Source organism: Streptomyces sp. NPDC034111 (genome assembly GCF_055575375.1).
In genome coordinates, this window is sequence record NZ_JBVIST010000001.1 from 906,641 (window position 1) to 925,008 (window position 18,368).

Below are 18,368 nucleotides of genomic sequence, written 5' to 3' on the forward strand. Positions count from 1 at the left end.
CCGCCGACCGCTCGCATCCGCCGAGCCCACGCCTCGAAAGCTCCCCATGCTCAAAACAGCCCTGCGCAACTTCCTGGCACACAAGGCCCGTCAGCTCATGACCGTCCTCGCGGTCTGTCTGGGTGTCGCGTTCGTCAGCGGCACCCTCGTCTTCGCAGACTCCACCGCCGAGGCCCACCGCGCCGCCGCGTTGAAGAGCTTTGCCGACATCGCGGTCACCGTGACCGCGAAGGAACCCCCGCCGGGGGCCGCCGCACACCAGCAGACCAGCGCGCTCGACGACGCGCTCGCACGGAAACTGGCCGCCGTACCCGGTGTCGCCGCCGTGCACCCGTCGGCCGAAGGCTCGGCCGCCCTGAACGCGGCGGACGGCACCCCGCTGCGGGTCAATCAGGGGGCGAATCCAGCCGCCGGCTACGTACCGGGCAAGGACGGCAAGGACAGCCGTTACCCGCTGGCCGAGGGCCGCGCCCCGAAGAACAGCGGTGAAATCGCCGTGGACCGCGGCACCGTCGCCGCCGGCCACTTCCGCCTCGGCGACACGATCACGCTGGCCACCGACGGCCCCGTCATGACCAAGCGGCTCGTCGGCATCGTCACCACCGAGGACACCCGGGTGACCACCGGCGGCACCCTCGCCCTGTTCGACAAGGCGACCGCCCAGAAGCTGTTCGCGTCCCCGGGCCACTACACCGGGATCGATCTGTCCGCCGCCCCCGGCACCGACCAGTTCGCGCTCTCCCGCCGGGTCACCGGCGTGCTCCCGGCCGACCGGGCCGAGGCCACCACCGGCGCTGCCCAGGCCGCCCAGCAGGCTGTCCTCGTCGACACCCTGACCCGGGGCTACCAGAAGCTGCCGCTGGTCTTCGCCGGGGTCTCGCTGTTCATCGGCTCCTTCCTCATCATCAACACCTTCACCATGCTCGTGTCGCGGCGCACCCGTGAGATCGCGCTGCTGCGGGCGATCGGCGCCACGCGCCGCCAGGTGTCCCGCTCCGTGCTCCTGGAGGCCCTTCTGGTCGGCCTCGTCGCATCGGCGGCCGGCTTCGTGCTCGGTCTCGGCATCGCCTCGGTGCTGCCCGACATCCTGGGCACCGACGAGAACACACTGCCCCAAGGCCCTCTGGTGATCGGCCCGCGCTCGGTCGTGGCGGCGCTCGGCGTGGGCGTGGGCGTCACCGTGCTCGCCGCGTGGCTGCCGTCCCGCAGGGCCGCGAAGGTCGCACCCGTCGAGGCGATGCGCACGACGGAACAACCGCCCTCCGCCAAGCGGTCCCGGATCCGCGGCGTGGCGGGCCTTGCTCTCCTCGTCCTCGGCGCCGGTGTGCTGGTGTCGCTGTCGGGGGCGAAGGACGCCTCGGAGAAGAACCTGCAACTCGCGATGTTCGGCTGCGCCCTCCTGGTCGCCGCCCTGATCGTCCTCGCGCCGATCCTCGCCTCCCCGATGATCCGGCTGACCGGACGGCTGACCGGCCGCTTCGGGATCACCGGCCATCTCGCACAGCAGAACGCGCTCCGCGACGCGAGGCGCACCGCCGCCACCGCCGCCACCCTGCTGATCAGCACCGCACTGGTCGCCGGACTCGCCGTCATCGGCAACTCCACCAGGGATGCCCTCGACCGCCAGGCCGCGGCCGGCCTCGGCGCCGACTACGTGGTCGGCTCCCGCACCTCCACGACCGGCGTCGACCCGGCCGCCGTACGGCGGGTGGCCGACACCTCCGGGGTGCAGACCGCGAGCCCCGTCACGGACTCCACCCTGATCACCGGCGGCCGTGTCGGGGAGATCTCCGGTGTCGACCCCCACACCGTGAACGACGTCATGAAGCTCGACTTCGTCAGCGGCTCCGCCAAGGATCTCGGGCCGGGCCGGATTGCCGTCTCCAGCACCATCGCCCGGCGAAACGGCGTGACCACGGGCGACCGCCTCAACGCCTGCCTCGGCCGGAACCAGCAGTTCAGGAAGTACACCGTGGTGGGCGTGTACAAGAACAACCCCGTCGCCCACGACGCGCTCGGCGCCCGTACCGAGGTGGCGCACGCCAGCTACCTGCCCGGCTCCGTCCAGCGCATCCTCGTCCGCACCGACGGCGGTGCCGTCTCGAAGACCACCGAGGACCGGCTGCGCACCGCCGTGGGCAACAACCCGCTGCTGAAGGTGCAGGACCGGGAGCAGTTCGTCCACGAGGCCGCCGGCACCATGGGCAACCTGCTGACCCTGCTGTACGGGATGCTCGCCATCGGCATCGTCATCGGCGCGCTCGGCATCATGAACACCCTGGCCATGTCGGTCGCCGAACGCACCCGAGAGATCGGCGCCCTGCGGGCCGTCGGCATGGACCGCTCCGGCATCCGGCGGATGATCCGCCTGGAGGCCGTGACCGTCGCCGCGTTCGGCACGCTCCTCGGCCTGGCGGGCGGCCTGTTCGGCGCCTGGGCGGTCGGCTCGCTGGCCAACGGCGCGATACCGCAGTACTCCCTTGCGCCGCCCTGGGGGACGCTGCTCCTCGTGTGCCTGCTCTCTCTCGCGATCGGCGCGCTGGCCGCCGCGGTCCCGGCCCGCCGGGCCGCCGCCCTGAGCCCGCTGGAGGCCGTGGCGGAGGCGTAACGCACCAGCTTGGAACCGTTCGTCGCATGGCCGCAGCCGTCTTCTGTCACCGCCGCCTCACCAAATGAATCGACGTCTAAGGTCGGTGACCATGCGCATTCTCATTCTCGGCGGCACCTCCTTCGTGGGCCGCGCCATCGTGGAAGACGCCCTGCGCACCGGGGCGGACGTGACCTTATTCGGTCGCGGGAAGACCGGCACCGAGCTGTTCCCCGGGGTGACCCGGCTGATCGGCGACCGGGACACCGGTGACTACGGCGCGCTGGCCGGCGGCCGCTGGGACGCGGTCGTCGATGTCAGCGGGTACGTCCCGCGGCACGTCGGGCAGGCGATGGACGCGCTCGGCGACCGGGTCGGCCGCTATCTGTTCATTTCCAGCCATGCGGTGTACCGGCAGACGGGGGTGGCACCGGGTTCGGACGAGGACACCCCGCGCCGGCCGCCCGTCCGGGACACCGAGGTGCTGACCAACGAGACGTACGGGCCGTGCAAGGTGGCCTGCGAGGACGATGTGCTGGCCCGGTACGGCGCGCGGGCGACGCTCGTACGGCCCGGAAAGGTGGCCGGCCCGCACGACCCGTCGGACACCTTCACGTACTGGGTGCGGCGGGCCGCGCGCGGCGGACGGGTGGCGCTGCCCGCCGATCCCGCGCAGCCGGTGCAGATCATCGACTCGCGTGATCTGGCGCGTCTGGTGGTCCAGTTGCTCGCCGATGACCGCCCTGGCGCGTTCCACGCGGTGGGGCCGGCCGAGCCGACGACGCTCGGCGGGCTGATCGAGACCTGTGCGCGGGTGGCGGGGACGGACGTCGAGCTGGTGCGGGTGCCGGACGACGGCCTGTCGCCGATCTTCCCGCTGCTGCGGCCCAACTGGCCCACCCAGCAGCGCAGTCCGGCCCGCGCCCGGGCCGCGGGGCTGCCCGCGACACCGCTGGCGGTGACCGCGGCCGATGTGCTGGCGTGGGACCGTGCGCGCGGCTTGCCGCCGCTCCAGGCGGGCTTCACCCCTGAGGAGGAGCTGGCCCGGCTGGCCGGGCGGTAGAACCCCACGGCTCCCCATGTGCCGAGTCGGCGGCGCACGCCGTGCTGCCGCGCCGACAGTGCCGCGGCGCTATCGGTACGCCAGGGACCCGCCGCGCGATGATCTTGAATGCCTGAGAGGGAAGAGTCGGCTCAATCGCTCAAATGCCTCTAGAGGAAGGCGAGTTGATGCGTCCTCATCGCGTCATCCGACACGATGGCACCGACGGCAACGGGGCGGGACCCGGCGATTACGCTCGACAGTATCCCTCCTGGTGGCCTTCCTGCTGGCCTGCGCAGGTGTCGCCGCCTCGCCCAACTCCCGTTGTCCGGGCTCCGTCCGAGGGGTGCCTGTCCGGCAGTTGCCGGGCAGGCACACGGCCGGCACCCATCGGCGGCCCCGCACCTCGACGCACGGCACGAAAAGCATGAAGCCGTACCGCCCCGGTAGCGACCGAAGATCATCGAACGTGCAGAATGACCCGTATGCCGATAACGCACGGGAACAACCCCACAAACACCCCGAAGACGGCAGCGATCGAGGACGCTCCGGTCGTCAGCCGCACCCTCGCCGGCGCCTTCGACGACGACCCGATGATGCGCTGGTTCTTCCCCGATGACGCCTCCCGCCGGGCAGGACTGGGCCGTTACTTCACCACGCTCTTCACCCGGCAGTACGCCCGGCACGGGGTGTGCGAGCGCACCGAGGCGGCGGCCGCCTTCTGGGTGGCGCCGGAGGGACTGGCCAAGGCCGTTCCCGACGCGGAGACCATCCAGGAGCTCCAGGACATACTCGGCGACCGGGCTGCGCTGTTCCGGGACGCCGTCGAAACGGCGGCCGAGCACACACCGCAGGAACCGCACTGGTTCCTGGCGGTGATCGGCGCCGACCCCGCCGCCCAGGGCCAGGGGCACGGGGCCGCCCTGCTGCGCTCGGGGCTGGCCAAGGCCGATGCGGCGGGGATGCCCGCTTATCTGGAGTCGTCGAAGCCGGCCAATCTGCCGTTCTACGAGCACTTCGGGTTCACCGTGCGGGACGAGGTACGGCTGCCGGGCGGCGGGCCGACGCTGTGGGCGATGTGGCGCGAGCCGCGCCGCCCGGCCGGCGCCTAGCCCTGCCCGCGGAAGCTCCGGACCCGTCCGAGGGCTTACGGCCCGGATGACGGCCGCACGACAACGCCCGCCCCGATGGTGTCGAGGCGGGCGTCAACTGTCTGTCGGAGCGATCAGACGTTGTTCTCGGAGTCGAGGTACGCCTGGATCCGGTTGTCGATTTCGTTTGCCTCAGCGCGGGCGCGGTCCGCCGCCTCGTGCTCGCCGTCCTGGTCAAGGCGGTTGGCCTTGGCCTTCAGGTCGGCGGACTGCTGGCGCAGCTCGTCGATGTTGACGTGGATGCCGCCGGCCCGGGCCACCGCGGCGTGCGAGCCGGTGGTCGTGGCGGCGTGTGCGGGCAGGGCCGCGAACAGTACACCTCCGGCCATTGCGGCTGTGACGGCGAAAGCGGAAATGCGTCGACGCATAGGGTCCCCCTGGTCAAAAACGGTGGTTACTTGTAGGTAAGTGTACGCGAAATGATCTTGCGCTCTTGCGCTCGATGCCACGTCAGGGGGAATTTGACCTGGGATGACGCAGGCGACTCGCTCAATCCCCTTGGGATGATGGGGCGTTGCCGTCAGTCTCCCGCCGCCGGCTCGGACTGTCAGTGCCCGTCGGTATCAGCTCTGAGACCCTCGCCGAGGAAGCGATCGGCACGACGGGCACGACGACACGACGGGTCCCGACACGACGGATCCGCGCAGCCGTGAGCCGCGCGGATCCGTACGCGGGGCGTCAGTCGAGATCGTCCGAGTAGTCGGTGGTGGCGCAGCCGTCCACCTCGCCGTCCTCGGCGGTCTTGCCCTCGGGTGCGTGGAAGCCCGGGGTGCAGTTGAGGAACAGCAGGCCGGCGTCGAGGAGCTTGCGCCGCTGGTCGTCGCTGCCCGGGTCGACGGCGAAGTCGTCGCCGATCATGAGGTCGTCCTGCTCGTCCTCGTCCGCCTTGACGGCGGTCTGGAACGCCTCCATGTCCTCGATGGTGAGGAAGTCGGCGTCACCGCCGTCGCCGGCCGGTTCGTCGCACTCGCCGCCGCCGTTGATGCCCTTCATGCCCATGGCCTCAACCTTCGCCACCTCTGGGGGCGTGGCGATGTCGATGCTCTCGCACTGGAGCGTCGCCTGGAGAAGCTCTCCGGTCCCCTGGGGGGAGCCACCGGAGGGCAGACTGCCGCAGGCGGAAACCGATGCCAGGGCGACGAGGGTGCCGGCCGTGGCAAGTATTCGTTGGAAACGCATGACGTCCTTTTGCAGTTGTGGCTTCGAGCCGAGCCGCCCGTCCGGATGTGACGGTGCATCGGCTGCCGAGAGGGCGAAGAAAGCCATCTGCTCTCCCCCGTTCCCCCACTCTGATCTTTTACCGGGACATGGTAAACGCAGGCGGTGTCAGGGACGTCGCGTCGGCCGAACGGGCGGAAGATGACGCGGCCACCGTCGCCGGGCCCCCTCCGCGGGAAGGCGAGGGCATGAGTCACCCACCGGACTCCGCCGCACGGGTACGCGGTGCCCCGCATCGAAACAGCAGGTGATCAAGCGTGAGAGCTTTTGTTCTCCGGAAGGTCGGTGAGGTCGGCGTCATCGAGAAGCCGGTCCCCGAACCCGGCCCCAACGACGCGGTCGTGCGCACCACCGCGGCCATGGTGTGCACCACCGATGTGCACACCATGCGGGGTGCGATGCCGGTCGCTCCGGATGTGACGCTGGGCCATGAGGCGGTCGGCGTCGTCCATGCGCTCGGCTCGGCCGTCGAGGGCCTGGCCGAAGGCCAGCGCGTCGCGGCGGCCGGGATCACGCCCTGCTTCCAGTGCGATTCCTGCCAGCGCGGGTTCTCCTCGCAGTGCCGCGGGCAGATGCTGGGAGGCGCCCGGTTCACCACCCACCGGGACGGGAACCTGGCCGAGTACTTCCTCGTCAACAACGCCCAGGCCAACCTCGCGCCGATTCCCGAAGGGCTCTGCGACCACCGGGCGCTGTACGCGACCGACATGCTCTCCACCGGGTTCGTCGCCGCCGAACACGCGGAGCTCGAACTCGGCGAGACCGTCGCGGTCTTCGCCCAGGGCGCGGTGGGCCTGTCGGCGACGATCGGCTGCCGGCTGCGCGGCGCGGGCCTCATCATCGCCGTCGAGTCGGTTCCCGCCCGTCAGGAACTCGCCCGCCGCTTCGGGGCCGATCTGATCGTCGACCACACCCGGTGCGATCCGGTCGAGCGGATCCTGGAGCTGACGGACGGCCAGGGCGTCGACGCGGCCATCGAAGCGCTCGGCAGCCCTGGGACCTGGGAGGCGACCTTCCGGGTCACGAAGCCAGGAGGGCGGATCTCCAACGTCGGGTACCACGGGGAGGTGTCCGAGCCGCTGAGGATCCCCCTGGAGCCGTTCGGATACGGCATGTCCGACAAGCAGGTCTACGCCGGGTTCAACCGCGGAGGCCGCGGGTGGCTCCGGCGGATCTTCCGGTTGATGGAGAACGGGAAGGTCGATCCCACGCCGATGACCACGCATGAATTCGGCTTCGACGAGATCGAACGGGCCTTTTGGATGATGGCGTCGAAGGAAGGGGGAATCATCAAGCCGCTGATCCACTTCGGCGCGGACGGCGCGCGGCAGTGACGCCGGGTGTGCCCGGGCACCGCCTGGCAGCGGCCCTCGGCTGGTGCGAGAGTGGAAACGATGGACGTTTCGGCGATGACCTTCAGCGAAGCGCCGGAGGACCCCTTCGCGGTGCGTCGCTCGGTCTCGGCGGTGCTGGACGGCCGCGGGCGGATCGTCGGCTGGAGCGCGCGGGCCGAGGGGCTGTTGGGATACCCGTCGGGAGAGGTCCTGGGCCGGGCGGCGGCCGAGGTCCTCATCGACCCCGAGGACCGTGACCTCGTCATGGACGCGGTGACCGTCTGCCGGGAGGCCAGCGGGTGGTTCGGGGTGGTGCCCGTACGGACCCGCACCGGGCAGCGGGTCGAGCTGGGGTGCCGGGTACGGGCGGTCGTACGCGCCGGCCGGGGCGTCGAGTGGTACGTCGTGGCCGCGCCGGCCGCGGACGTCGTTCAGTGGGAGACGGACCGTTCGGTGCTGGACGGGCTGTTCAGCCGGTCCCCGATCGGGCTCTCGGTCCACGCCCCGGACCTCAGCATCCTGCGGGTGAACCGGGCCATCGCACGGTTCAGCGGCATTCCGGTCGAGGACCACCGGGGCCGGCGCACCGGCGACTTCCTGATCACTCCGGACGCCCGGATGTCGGAGGCCCAACTGCGGGAAGTGCTCAGGACGGGCAAGTCCGCGGTCTTCAGCGAACAGCCCTGCCGGCTGCGGCGTGATCCCGGCCGGGAGCTGTGGGTGTCGGCCTCGGCGTTCCGGATGGTGGATCCGGCCGGCCGGGTCCTCGGAGTGACGCAGACGGTGGAGGACGTCACCGACCGTTATCGCTCACAACGGCGGCTGGCGCTGCTCAACCAGGCGGGCTCCACCGTCGGGACGACGCTGGATGTGGCGAAGACGGCGCGGGAGCTGGCGGATGTGGCGGTTCCCGACCTCGCGGACGGGGTCTTCGTGGACCTGCTGGAGCCGGTGATCCGCGGCAAGGAGCCTTCCACCGGTGCGCTCGGAGCGGTGCGCAGGACCGCCGCGCGCAGCGTCTCGCCGGAGGCGCTGCGGTCGGTGCCCGGGGTGGGTGAAACGCTGCGCTTCGCGCCGGGGACGGTGCAGGCACGGTGTCTGGCGGAGGTCCGCCCGCTGCGGGTGCGCCTGGCGGAGCCGGGGAGCCAGGAGCCGGAGGACCACGGAGACCCAGCGGACGCCGGGGATTCGGCCGAGTGGTCCGCGCCCGGGACCGGGGCGGCGGGCATCCCGGGGCCCGGGGCCCACTCGCTGATGACCGTGCCGCTCACCGCGCGCGGTCTCGTACTGGGGCTGCTGAGTCTGTGGCGGGCCCAGCGGCCTGAGCCCTTCGAAGCGGACGATCTGACCCTCGCCGAGGAACTTGCCGCCCGGGCCGCCCTCTCCATCGACAACGCACGCCGCTACACCCAGCAGCATCAGGCGGCGCTCACCTTGCAGCACAGCCTGCTGCCCCGCGAGGTACCGGAGTACCCGGCGGTCGAGGTCGCCCACCGCTACCTGCCGGCCGATGCCACCACCGGAGTGGGCGGCGACTGGTTCGACGTCATCGGGCTCTCCGGGCTGCGCGTGGCCCTCGTGGTCGGCGATGTGGTCGGCCACGGCATCCACGCCGCGGCCACCATGGGGCGGCTGCGCGCCGCGGTGCACACCCTGGCCAACCTCGATCTCACCCCGGACGAAGTGCTGTGCAACCTCGACGACCTGGTGGACCGGCTGGCCGCGGAGCAGGAGCCGGTCACCGAGCACTCCCCGCAGATCGTCGGCGCGACCTGCCTCTACGCGGTGTACGACCCGGCGTCCCGCCACTGCACCTTCGCGCGCGCGGGCCACCCACCGCCGGCGGTGGTGACCCCGGACGGGCAGGCGAACGTGCTCGAACTGAGCGCGGGCCCCCCGCTGGGCCTGGGCGGGCTGCCGTTCGAGACCACCGAGGTGGAACTCGCCGAAGGCAGCCTGCTGGCCCTGTACACCAACGGGCTCATCGAGGCCGGCGGAAAGAACCCCGACGAGGGGCTGGCGCTCCTGCTCGACGAACTGACCACCGTGAACGGCTCGGTGGAGGAGGCGTGCAAGGCCGTGGAGGACGCCTTGCTCCCCGCCCGGCCCGCCGATGACGTCGCGCTGCTCATCGCCCGTACCCGGGTACTGGCGCCGGAGCAGGTGGCCACCTGGCAGCTGGAGACCGAGCCGGAAGCCGCCGCGCGGGGCCGCTCGCTGACGATGGACCAGCTGGCCGCATGGGGACTGGAGGAGGTGGCCTTCACCGCTGAGCTGGTCGTGAGCGAGCTGGTCACCAACGCCTTCCGGTACGCCGGCGGGCAGATCACCCTGCGGCTCATCCGCGACCGCAGTCTCATCTGCGAGGTCTCGGACACCAGCAGTACGTCCCCGCATCTGCGCCGGGCCCGCCACACCGACGAGGGCGGCCGGGGGCTGCTGCTGGTGGCCCGGCTCACCGAGCGCTGGGGCACCCGCTACGGGCACGAGGGGAAGACCATCTGGGCCGAGCTCCCGCTGGTATGAGAAGGGCTCTTATCCCGTCCCGATATCCAGTCCCCATGACCCCCGAGATCACCCCCAACCCCAACTCACCCCGCAGCAGCGGACGTCGACGGACCGTCACCCGCGCCCTCGCCGCGTCCCTCGCGCTCACCGCGACCACCCTCGGTGTCACCGGATGCGACAGCGCCGCGGCCGGCACCCTCGAAGGCAGCCGTCTCGAACTGCCCGTCGCCGGTGGTACCGCCGTCGTCGACACCAGCTCTCTCGCGGTGACCGCGCACACGGACGACGGACGGAAGCTGGTGCTGTCCGAGGCGGCCGCGGACGGGCTCGGCAAGCCCGGCCCGGTGACCCGTACGGCCGACGGGGCGCGCTGGAGCTACCCCGCCAAGGGGCTGAATGTGAGCGCCCGTTCGGAGCACGGCCGGCTGCGGATCAAGCTGCGGTCCGACCGCGACGGCAAGGTCAGCTGGCCGGTGACCGGCACCGACCGCGCCGCCTCCGCCGTTCAGCTGCCGCGCGGTGAGGGCCTGGACATCCCCGTACGGGACACGTTCTGGAACTCCGGGAAGGGCGGACTGGCAGGCAGCACCGTCGATGTGGGCGGCGAACTGTCGCTGCCGCTGTGGGGCTACTCCCTGGACCGGCCGGGCGGCTCCGGCCGCGGACACGGCGTCAGCTACCTCACCCCCACCGACATCGGCACGACGCTGCGCTTCACCTCCACCGGCGGCGCGCTGCGCGCCACCGCCGGGCACGCCTTCGACGCCGATGAGGGCACCCGCACCTACGACGTCCTGTTCGCCCTCACCGACGGCAACCCGGTCGCCCCGGCCGCCGACTACCGCTCCTACCTCTCCCAGCACGGCCGGCTCGGCAGCCTGCGCACCAAGATCCGGAAGAACCCGGCCAGCGCCAAGCTGCTCGGCGCCTTCCACGCCTACGGGTGGGGCGAGGCCCGTACCGCCGCCGGGGTCGACAAGCTCAAGCGGCTCGGTGTGGACCGGATGTGGCTCGGCTACGACGCCGGACCGGGCCCGATGAACGCCGCCGCGGTGCGGGCCGCCAAGAAGGCGGGCTACCTCGTCGGCCCGTACGACACCTTCGCCAACGGGCAGGACCCCAAGACCGCCGACAGCCCCACCTCGGCGTGGCCCGGCCGGGTCTACCCCGACTTCTGCGTACGGAAGCCGGACGGCACCCCGGAGACCGGCTTCGGCGGACGCGGCTGCTACCTCAGCTCGCGCGCCTTCGAGAAGGCCGAACCGGCCAAGCACTACCTCGCCGACCGCACCCGCTCGATGGTGGCCAACGGCGCGGACAGCTACTTCCTCGATGTCGATGCGACCGGCGAGGTGTTCCGCGACCACGGCGCGGGCCATCAGATGACGAAGGCCGGTGACCGCAGGAACCGGCTCGCCCGTATGGAGCGGCTGTCGAAGGGCCTGGTCCTCGGGTCGGAGTCCGCCCAGCCCTGGGCCAATGAGGTGCTGGCCTTCAACCACGGCTCGGGCACCCCGGTCGCGGGCGGCCTGTGGAAGCTGGAGCGCGACAAGAAGAACTGGGGCGGCTACTTCCCGGAGAACGCCCCGACGGCGTTCTTCAAGCCGGTCCGGCTGCCCGCCGAGCTGGCCACCGCGATGTACGACCCGAAGTACCGCGCACCGCTGTACGAGACGGCGCTGCACGGCTCGCTCGTCAACGTCGAGCGCTGGGAGCTGGCGTACGAGAAGCTGCCGGCGCAGAAGACCACCCGGGCGCTGCTCGCGATGCTCTACAACACCCCGCTCAACTACGCCCTCGATGGCCAGTCCCTCACCAAGAACGGGCCCGAACTCGCCACGCTCCAGAAGTACTTCTCGCCGCTGCACCGCGCGGCCGGTACCGAGCAGATGACCTCGTTCCGCCGGCTGACCGAGGACCGCACCGTCCAGCGCACGGTGTTCGGCAACGGCACCCTCACCGTCACCGCCAACTTCGGCACCCGGGCCTACGAGGGCCTGCCGGCCGGCTGTGTCGACGCCAAGCTCCGCACCGACAGCCAGCCCCGCCGCCTGTGCCCCGGTCAGCCGGCTTCCAGGTAGCGCAGCACCGCCAGCACCCGGCGGTGGTCCGTCTCCGAGGGCGGCAGGCCCAACTTGGCGAAGATATGGGCGATGTGCTTCTCCACCGCCCGCTCGGAGACGGTCAGGGCGGCGGCGATGGAGTGGTTGGTGCGGCCCTGGGCCATCAGGGACAGCACTTCGCGCTCGCGCGGGGTGAGTGAGTCCAGGGCACTGGTCCGGCGGCTCGCGCCGAACAGCCGGGACACCACGTCCGGGTCGAGCGCGGTGCCGCCGGCCGCGATCCGCTCCAGGGCGTCGACGAACTCCCCGATGTCCACCACCCGTTCCTTGAGGAGGTAGCCGACGCCCGCGAAGCCCGCCCCGAACAACCGGTCCGCGTAGGCGGTCTCCACGTACTGGGAGAAGATCAGGACGCCGGTGTCGGGGTGGTCCCGGCGGAGGGTGACCGCGGCCCGCAGGCCCTCGTCGGTGTGGCCGGGCGGCAGGCGGATGTCGACCACGGCGGCGTCCGGCCGGTGTTCGGCGACGGCGGTGAGCAGCGCCTCGGCGTTCGTCACGGCTGCCGCGACCTTCACCCCGCGCAGCTCCAGGAGCTGGACGAGGCCTTCGCGCAGGATCGCGGAGTCCTCGGCGATGACGACGCGCATGGTGGGTGCCTCCGGGCGTTCAACGGTGTCGTGGGCGGGGTGCGGGCAGGGCCGGGTACGGGAGCCGGACCGCGACCACGGTAGGGCCTCCCTCCGGACTGTCGCAGGTCAGCGTGCCGTCGACGGTACGGATCCGGCCCAGCAGCCCGGTCAGTCCGCTGCCCGCGCCGACCACCGCGCCGCCGCGCCCGTCGTCCCGTACCGACAGCGCCAGGACCGCGCCCGCGGGGCCGTCGCCGTCCTCGGTGCGCACCTCGACCGTCACCTGCCCGGCACCGCTGTGCTTGACGGCGTTGGCGAGCAGCTCGGCGGCGCAGAAGTACGCGAGGGATTCCAGCGCCGGGGTGGGGCGCGGGTCGATCCGCGCGTGGAGGGTGACCGGCAGCGGGACGTCCGCGGCGAGGCCGGCCAGCGCGGTGTCCAGGCCCTGGTCCAGTACGGGCGGGTGGATCCCGCGGACGAGGTGGCGCAGGTCGGAGACCGCCTGGGTGGCGTTGCCCTGTGCGGTCTCCACGACCGCGCGCAGCCGGTCCGGGGCGGCGTCCTGGTCGATCAGTTCGCGGATGAGGGTGAGGTGCATCCCGAGGCCGACCAGGCGGGCCTGGGTGCCGTCGTGCAGATCGCGTTCGATCCGGCGGAGGGTGGCGGCCGCGTCGTCGACGGCGTGGGCGCGGGTCTCCTCCAGGGTGCGGATCCGGGCCTCCGCGGCGCTCGGGCCGAGCAGCCGGCGCAGCAGCAGCCGGTGCGGTGCGCCCGCCCGGCGCAGCAGCCACGGCGCGAGCAGGACGAGCAGCGCCCCGGCGGCGACCACCACGGTCCAGCGCGGCCAGCTGTCGAACTCCACACCGTGGATCTGGAGCGATACATGGCGTACCGAGCCGTTCGGGCCGCGCAGGGTGAGGTAGTTCCAGCGCTTCAGTACGGGGTGGCCGAGCGCCAGCAGGCCGTAGACATAGCAGACGAGGACGGCGCACAGGGGGAGCACGGCGGTCAGCGGCGCGAGCAGGGCGGCGGCGACCGCCCGCCAGCCGGCCGGGTCGCTGAGCACCGCCCGCCGCCAGCCGAACGCACCCGCCCCGGCGCGCCGCTCCGCGGGCTCGATCGCCTCGCCCAACAGGGCGCGGACCAGGGTGAGTTGGAGGCCGCCGAGGGCCAGGGCGCCGCGTACGGTCACCGCGATCAGCCAGGGCCCGAGCGCCGTCCACGACAGCACCGCGCCCACCGCCAGGCCCGTCGGCACCAGCACCAGCCCGGCCAGCGCGAGCGGAGCGGCGAGCAGCGCATGCAGTGCGGCGGCGAGGCTGCGGGGCGCGAAGGGGGCCGCCACGGCGGCCCGTAAGGACACCGGCCGGTGGGTAAGGGGCATGAGGCCAACATAGACATGACCGGCGCGTCCCGCCCTCACACGGTGGCCGCACGCGCACTGAGGGCAGCGTTCCGCCCGGGAAACAGAGCAGATGCGGGCGGGTAACAGCCGGGTCGCACGCTGACGACCATGACCACCACACACCCGCACCCCGACGCCGCAGCAGGCACCACCCCGACCATCGCTCTCGTAGGCCACGGCATGGTCGGCCAGCGCTTCCTGGAAGAGCTGGCCGACCGCGGCGTCACCGAGCGGGCACGGGTGGTCGTCCTGTGTGAGGAGCCCCGCCCGGCCTATGACCGGGTCCAGCTGACCTCGTACTTCGCCGGCCGCACCCCGGACGAGCTGAGCCTCGTCGATCCGGACTTCATGGCCCGGCACGGTATCGAACTGCACCTCGGCGACCCGGCCACCGCCATCGACCGCACCACCCGTACGGTCACCGCCCGCTCCGGGCTCACCGTCCGCTACGACACGCTGGTGCTGGCCACCGGCTCGTATCCGTTCGTCCCGCCGGTGCCCGGCAAGGACAGCGCGGGCTGCTTCGTCTACCGCACCATCGAGGACCTGCTGGCCATCGAGGAGTACGCCAAGCACGCGCGTACCGGCGTGGTGGTCGGGGGCGGGCTGCTCGGCCTGGAGGCGGCCGGTGCGCTCAAGGGGCTGGGGCTGCGCACCCACATCGTGGAGTTCGCGCCGCGGCTGATGGCGCTCCAGGTCGACGAGGGCGGCGGCCGTGCGCTGCGCCGCACGGTCGAGGAGATGGGCCTGGAGGTGCACACCGGCGTCGGCGGCAAGGAGATCGTCGCGGACGAGGCCGGGGCGGTGACCGCCATGGGGCTCTCCGACGACTCCCGGATCGACACCGACCTGGTCGTCTTCTCGGCCGGGGTCCGCCCCCGCGATCAGCTCGCCCGGGACTGCGGGCTGCCGGTCGGCGAGCGCGGCGGCATCATCGTCGACGAGCAGTGCCGCACCGACGACCCCGCGGTGTATGCGATCGGCGAGTGCGCGCTGGCCGCCGACGGCCGGGTCTACGGCCTGGTCGCACCGGGCTACGACATGGCCCGGGTGGCCGCCGGTGATCTCGTCGCCCGGCTCGGCGAGGACGGCGAGGGCACGACGGACGGCTTCACCGGCGCCGATCTGTCCACCAAGCTCAAGCTGCTCGGCGTGGACGTGGCCTCCTTCGGCGATGCACAGGGCGCCACCGACGGCTGCATGGACGTGGTGTACTCCGACGCCCGCAGCGGTGTCTACAAGAAGCTGGTGATCGGCGCCGGCGGTGAGCTGCTGGGCGGGGTGCTGGTCGGCGACGCAGAGTCGTACGGCATGCTGCGGCCGCTGACCGGCAGCGTCCCGCCGCTGGCGCCCGAGCAGCTGGTGCTGCCCGCCGGAGCGGGCGCGCCGGCCGCGCTCGGCCCCGAGGCGCTGCCCGGCGACGCGGTGATCTGTAGCTGCCACAACGTCACCAAGGACGCCATCCAGGCCTGCGAGACACTTCCCGAGGTGAAGCAGTGCACCAAGGCCGGTACCGGCTGCGGCAGTTGCGTCAAGCTGATCGGCAAGCTGCTGCCCGACAGCGGTGACCAGAGCCTGTGCGCCTGTTTCCCGCACACCCGCGCCGAGCTGTACGAGATCGTCCGGGTCCGCCGGATCGCCTCCTACGCCCAGCTGCTCGACACGCACGGCCGGGAGGAGGCGCGCGGCGGCGAGGGCTGCGAGATCTGCAAGCCGGCGATCGGCTCGGTGATCGCCTCGCTCGCCCCCGCGGTCGGCGCCGACGGCTATGTCCTCCAGGGCGAGCAGGCGGCGCTCCAGGACACCAACGACCACTTCCTCGCCAACCTCCAGAAGAACGGCTCGTACTCGATCGTCCCGCGCATCCCGGGCGGCGAGATCACCCCGGAGAAGCTGATCGTGATCGGCGAGGTGGCCAGGGACTTCGGCCTCTACACCAAGATCACCGGCGGTCAGCGGATCGACCTCTTCGGTGCCCGCGTCGATCAACTGCCGGTCATCTGGTCGCGGTTGGTGGACGCCGGCTTCGAGTCCGGCCATGCGTACGGCAAGGCACTGCGGACCGTGAAGTCGTGCGTCGGTGAGACCTGGTGCCGCTACGGCGTACAGGACTCGGTCCGTATGGCGATCGAACTGGAGCTGCGCTACCGGGGCCTGCGCGCCCCGCACAAGCTGAAGTCCGCGGTGTCCGGCTGTGCGCGCGAATGCGCGGAGGCCCAGTCCAAGGACTTCGGGGTGATCGCCACCGCGAACGGCTGGAACCTCTACATCGGCGGCAACGGCGGCGCCACCCCGCGCCACGCCGATCTGCTCGCCCAGGACCTGAGCGACGCCGAACTGATCCGGCTGATCGACCGCTTCCTGATGTTCTACATCCGCACCGCCGACCGCCTGGAGCGCACCTCGGCCTGGCTGGAGCGGATCGAGGGCGGGCTCGACCACGTACGCGATGTCGTCGTCCATGACTCCCTCGGACTCTGCGACGAGCTGGAGTCCCTGATGGCCGCCCATGTCACCCACTACCGCGACGAGTGGGCCGAAACCCTCGCCGACCCCGAGCGGCTGGCCCGCTTCGTCTCCTTCGTCAATGCGCCCGACGCCCCGGATCCGTCCGTCCGCTTCGTACCGGAGCGCGACCAGGTCAAGCCGGATCTGACGCTGCTGGCCGGGCCGACCCTGCCCGTTCGCACCCTGGAAGGGACTTCCGTCTGATGACCACCGCCACTGCCCCTGCCGCTGTTTCCGCCACCGACGCCGCCGTCGCTCCGGCCACCCCGCGTACGGCCGCCACGGTCGAGGTCCGCTGCCCCGAGAGCGGCTGGCTCACGGTCTGCGCACTGGAGGAGCTGATCCCCGGCCGCGGGGTCGCCGCACTCCTCCCGGACGGCACCCAGGCCGCGCTCTTCCTGAACCGCGCCGGCGAGCTCCACGCGATCGACAACCGCGACCCGTTCACCGGCGCCCAGGTCCTCTCCCGCGGCCTGACCGGCTCCGCCGACGGCCGCCCGTTCGTGGCGTCACCGCTGCTCAAGCAGCGGTTCGACCTGGCGACGGGGGGCTGCCTGGACGATCCGGAGGTGTCGGTGCCGACGTACGGCGTGCGGGTACGGGCCCACGAAGGGGCGGGCGCGCACTGAGTCGACCGCCGCGAAGGGGCAGGCGGACGCCGAGTCCACTGCCGACACCCCGCTAAGTGCAACCCATGGGTTGCACCTCCTGCCGCTACGTGCAACCATTGGGTAGCACGTAAGGGGGCACATTCGGCAGGAGGAGCAACCCATGAGCACACACAGCGCCAGCGGCACCGGCGGAAGCGGTGAGGACCGCAACCGCGTCGAGCGGGAGATCAGCATCGCCGCGCCCGTGGAACGGGTCTGGGCGGTGCTGACCGAGCCCGAGCACGTCGGCTCCTGGTTCGGCCAGGGCGAACCGACACCGGTCGACCTGCGGCCGGGCGGCATCATGCACCTCGACCACGGCCAGTACGGCCAGTTCCCCACCACGATCGTGAAGGTCGACCCGCCGCACCACTTCTCGTACCGCTGGGCCAGCGCGTACCCCGGCGAGGTGGCGGACGAGGGCAACTCCACCCTCGTCGAGTTCACCCTCACTCCGGAGGGCGACGGCACCCGGCTGCGCGTCGTGGAGACCGGGTTCGAGGAGATCGCCATCCCGGAGGAGCGGGAGAAGTTCGCCGGATACGAGAGCCACTCCGGCGGCTGGTCCGAAATGACGGAGAAGCTCAAGCAGTACACGGAGCAGCAGGCGGGATGACGACGAACGCAGGGGCGGGGGCAGCGGCGGGACCGGGCGACCGGGCACCGGGACCGGACTCCGGGGCGGGCCCGGGCTCGGGCGCGGACGCCGTGGCGGAGGTGTTCACCGCGCTGGCCGACCCGACCCGCCGCCGCATACTCGATGCCCTCGCCGCCCACGGCGAGGCGACCGCCACGGTCCTGGCGGCCGAACTCCCGGTCAGCCGCCAGGCCATCGTCAAACACCTGGGCGTCCTGGACCGGGCCGGCCTGGTCGCCGGCCACCGGGAGGGCCGGGAGGCGCGCTACCGGGTCATACCGGAGCGGCTGGGGGTCACGGCCCGGTGGATGGACCGGGTGGCCGCGGCCTGGGACAGCCGCCTGTCGGCCATCAAGCGCCTCGCGGAAGGGGAGTAGAGGCCGATAAGGGGAGTGAGGCCGAACTCGGCTCAGTCCCGTGCGCGCCCACGCCCCGCCCACGCCCCCGCGCGCACCAGCGTCCCCACCGGCGCCCCGGCCGCGGATCGGTCACACCGGTCACACAGGTCACACCCCGTCAACAACGCGTGAAGAACGCCCCTTCGCCCGCCAAGAGGCCGCCAAGGCCCACCTCCGGCGGCCGCTGCGCCCCGCACCCTGGGCTGGTCCAGCGCAGCAGCACAAGGCGGTACGGAGG

General features: G+C 72.0%; 14 protein-coding genes. 10 read left to right on the forward strand and 4 right to left on the reverse strand.

Annotated elements, in window-relative coordinates; all coding sequences use genetic code 11:
- Window positions 1-46 precede the first annotated feature (46 nt).
- From ACZ55A_RS04085 to ACZ55A_RS04095, 3 genes are all read left to right on the forward strand, one after another.
- Window positions 47-2,608 (forward strand): ABC transporter permease, encoded by a 2,562-nt coding sequence (locus ACZ55A_RS04085; RefSeq protein ID WP_468832841.1) that lies wholly within the window; start codon window positions 47-49, stop codon window positions 2,606-2,608.
- 91 nt (window positions 2,609-2,699) lie between these two features.
- Window positions 2,700-3,650: an NAD-dependent epimerase/dehydratase family protein gene (locus tag ACZ55A_RS04090; protein ID WP_468832846.1), complete on the forward strand. Its 951-nt coding sequence runs from the start codon at window positions 2,700-2,702 to the stop codon at window positions 3,648-3,650.
- 455 nt (window positions 3,651-4,105) lie between these two features.
- Window positions 4,106-4,741, forward strand: a complete 636-nt coding sequence (locus tag ACZ55A_RS04095; RefSeq protein WP_468832850.1) for a GNAT family N-acetyltransferase — start codon at window positions 4,106-4,108, stop codon at window positions 4,739-4,741.
- A 113-nt stretch (window positions 4,742-4,854) separates the two neighbouring features.
- Here the strand turns inward: ACZ55A_RS04095 and ACZ55A_RS04100 are convergent, their stop codons facing one another.
- Together ACZ55A_RS04100 and ACZ55A_RS04105 are read right to left on the reverse strand one after the other, a co-directional pair.
- Window positions 4,855-5,109 carry a hypothetical protein gene (locus ACZ55A_RS04100; RefSeq protein WP_468832854.1) on the reverse strand — a complete coding sequence of 85 codons (255 nt, stop codon included), beginning with the start codon at window positions 5,107-5,109 and terminating at the stop codon, window positions 4,855-4,857.
- A 349-nt stretch (window positions 5,110-5,458) separates the two neighbouring features.
- On the reverse strand, window positions 5,459-6,046 hold the full coding sequence (locus ACZ55A_RS04105) for a hypothetical protein (RefSeq protein WP_468832857.1): 588 nt from the start codon (window positions 6,044-6,046) through the stop codon (window positions 5,459-5,461).
- Window positions 6,047-6,255: 209 nt separating this feature from the next.
- On the opposite strand from ACZ55A_RS04105, the gene ACZ55A_RS04110 reads away from it, so the two are divergent.
- From ACZ55A_RS04110 to ACZ55A_RS04120, 3 genes are read left to right on the forward strand one after another with little or no spacing between them, the layout of a single operon-like run.
- Window positions 6,256-7,332 carry an alcohol dehydrogenase catalytic domain-containing protein gene (locus ACZ55A_RS04110; protein WP_468832861.1) on the forward strand — a complete coding sequence of 359 codons (1,077 nt, stop codon included), beginning with the start codon at window positions 6,256-6,258 and terminating at the stop codon, window positions 7,330-7,332.
- A 60-nt stretch (window positions 7,333-7,392) separates the two neighbouring features.
- Complete coding sequence (locus ACZ55A_RS04115; RefSeq protein WP_468832866.1) at window positions 7,393-9,858, forward strand: SpoIIE family protein phosphatase; 2,466 nt, start codon at window positions 7,393-7,395, stop codon at window positions 9,856-9,858.
- 35 nt (window positions 9,859-9,893) lie between these two features.
- On the forward strand, window positions 9,894-11,921 hold the full coding sequence (locus tag ACZ55A_RS04120; RefSeq protein ID WP_468832869.1) for a glycoside hydrolase: 2,028 nt from the start codon (window positions 9,894-9,896) through the stop codon (window positions 11,919-11,921).
- Here ACZ55A_RS04120 and ACZ55A_RS04125 read toward each other — a convergent pair.
- Together ACZ55A_RS04125 and ACZ55A_RS04130 are read right to left on the reverse strand one after the other, a co-directional pair.
- Window positions 11,903-12,550: a response regulator transcription factor gene (locus tag ACZ55A_RS04125; protein ID WP_468832874.1), complete on the reverse strand. Its 648-nt coding sequence runs from the start codon at window positions 12,548-12,550 to the stop codon at window positions 11,903-11,905. The genes ACZ55A_RS04120 and ACZ55A_RS04125 overlap by 19 nt on opposite strands.
- Window positions 12,551-12,569: 19 nt before the next feature.
- Window positions 12,570-13,916 carry a sensor histidine kinase gene (locus tag ACZ55A_RS04130; RefSeq protein ID WP_468832878.1) on the reverse strand — a complete coding sequence of 449 codons (1,347 nt, stop codon included), beginning with the start codon at window positions 13,914-13,916 and terminating at the stop codon, window positions 12,570-12,572.
- 129 nt (window positions 13,917-14,045) lie between these two features.
- Between ACZ55A_RS04130 and nirB the strand changes: the two genes are divergently transcribed.
- From nirB to ACZ55A_RS04150, 4 genes are all read left to right on the forward strand, one after another.
- Complete coding sequence (nirB, locus tag ACZ55A_RS04135) at window positions 14,046-16,649, forward strand: nitrite reductase large subunit NirB (protein ID WP_468832881.1); 2,604 nt, start codon at window positions 14,046-14,048, stop codon at window positions 16,647-16,649.
- Entirely contained in the window at window positions 16,649-17,074 is a 426-nt protein-coding gene (nirD, locus tag ACZ55A_RS04140; protein WP_468832886.1) for a nitrite reductase small subunit NirD, read from the forward strand. Before nirB ends, nirD begins: the two co-directional genes overlap by 1 nt.
- A 142-nt stretch (window positions 17,075-17,216) precedes the next feature.
- Window positions 17,217-17,711, forward strand: a complete 495-nt coding sequence (locus ACZ55A_RS04145) for an SRPBCC family protein (protein ID WP_468832890.1) — start codon at window positions 17,217-17,219, stop codon at window positions 17,709-17,711.
- Window positions 17,712-17,803: 92 nt separating this feature from the next.
- On the forward strand, window positions 17,804-18,109 hold the full coding sequence (locus ACZ55A_RS04150; protein WP_468834641.1) for an ArsR/SmtB family transcription factor: 306 nt from the start codon (window positions 17,804-17,806) through the stop codon (window positions 18,107-18,109).
- Window positions 18,110-18,368 lie beyond the last annotated feature (259 nt).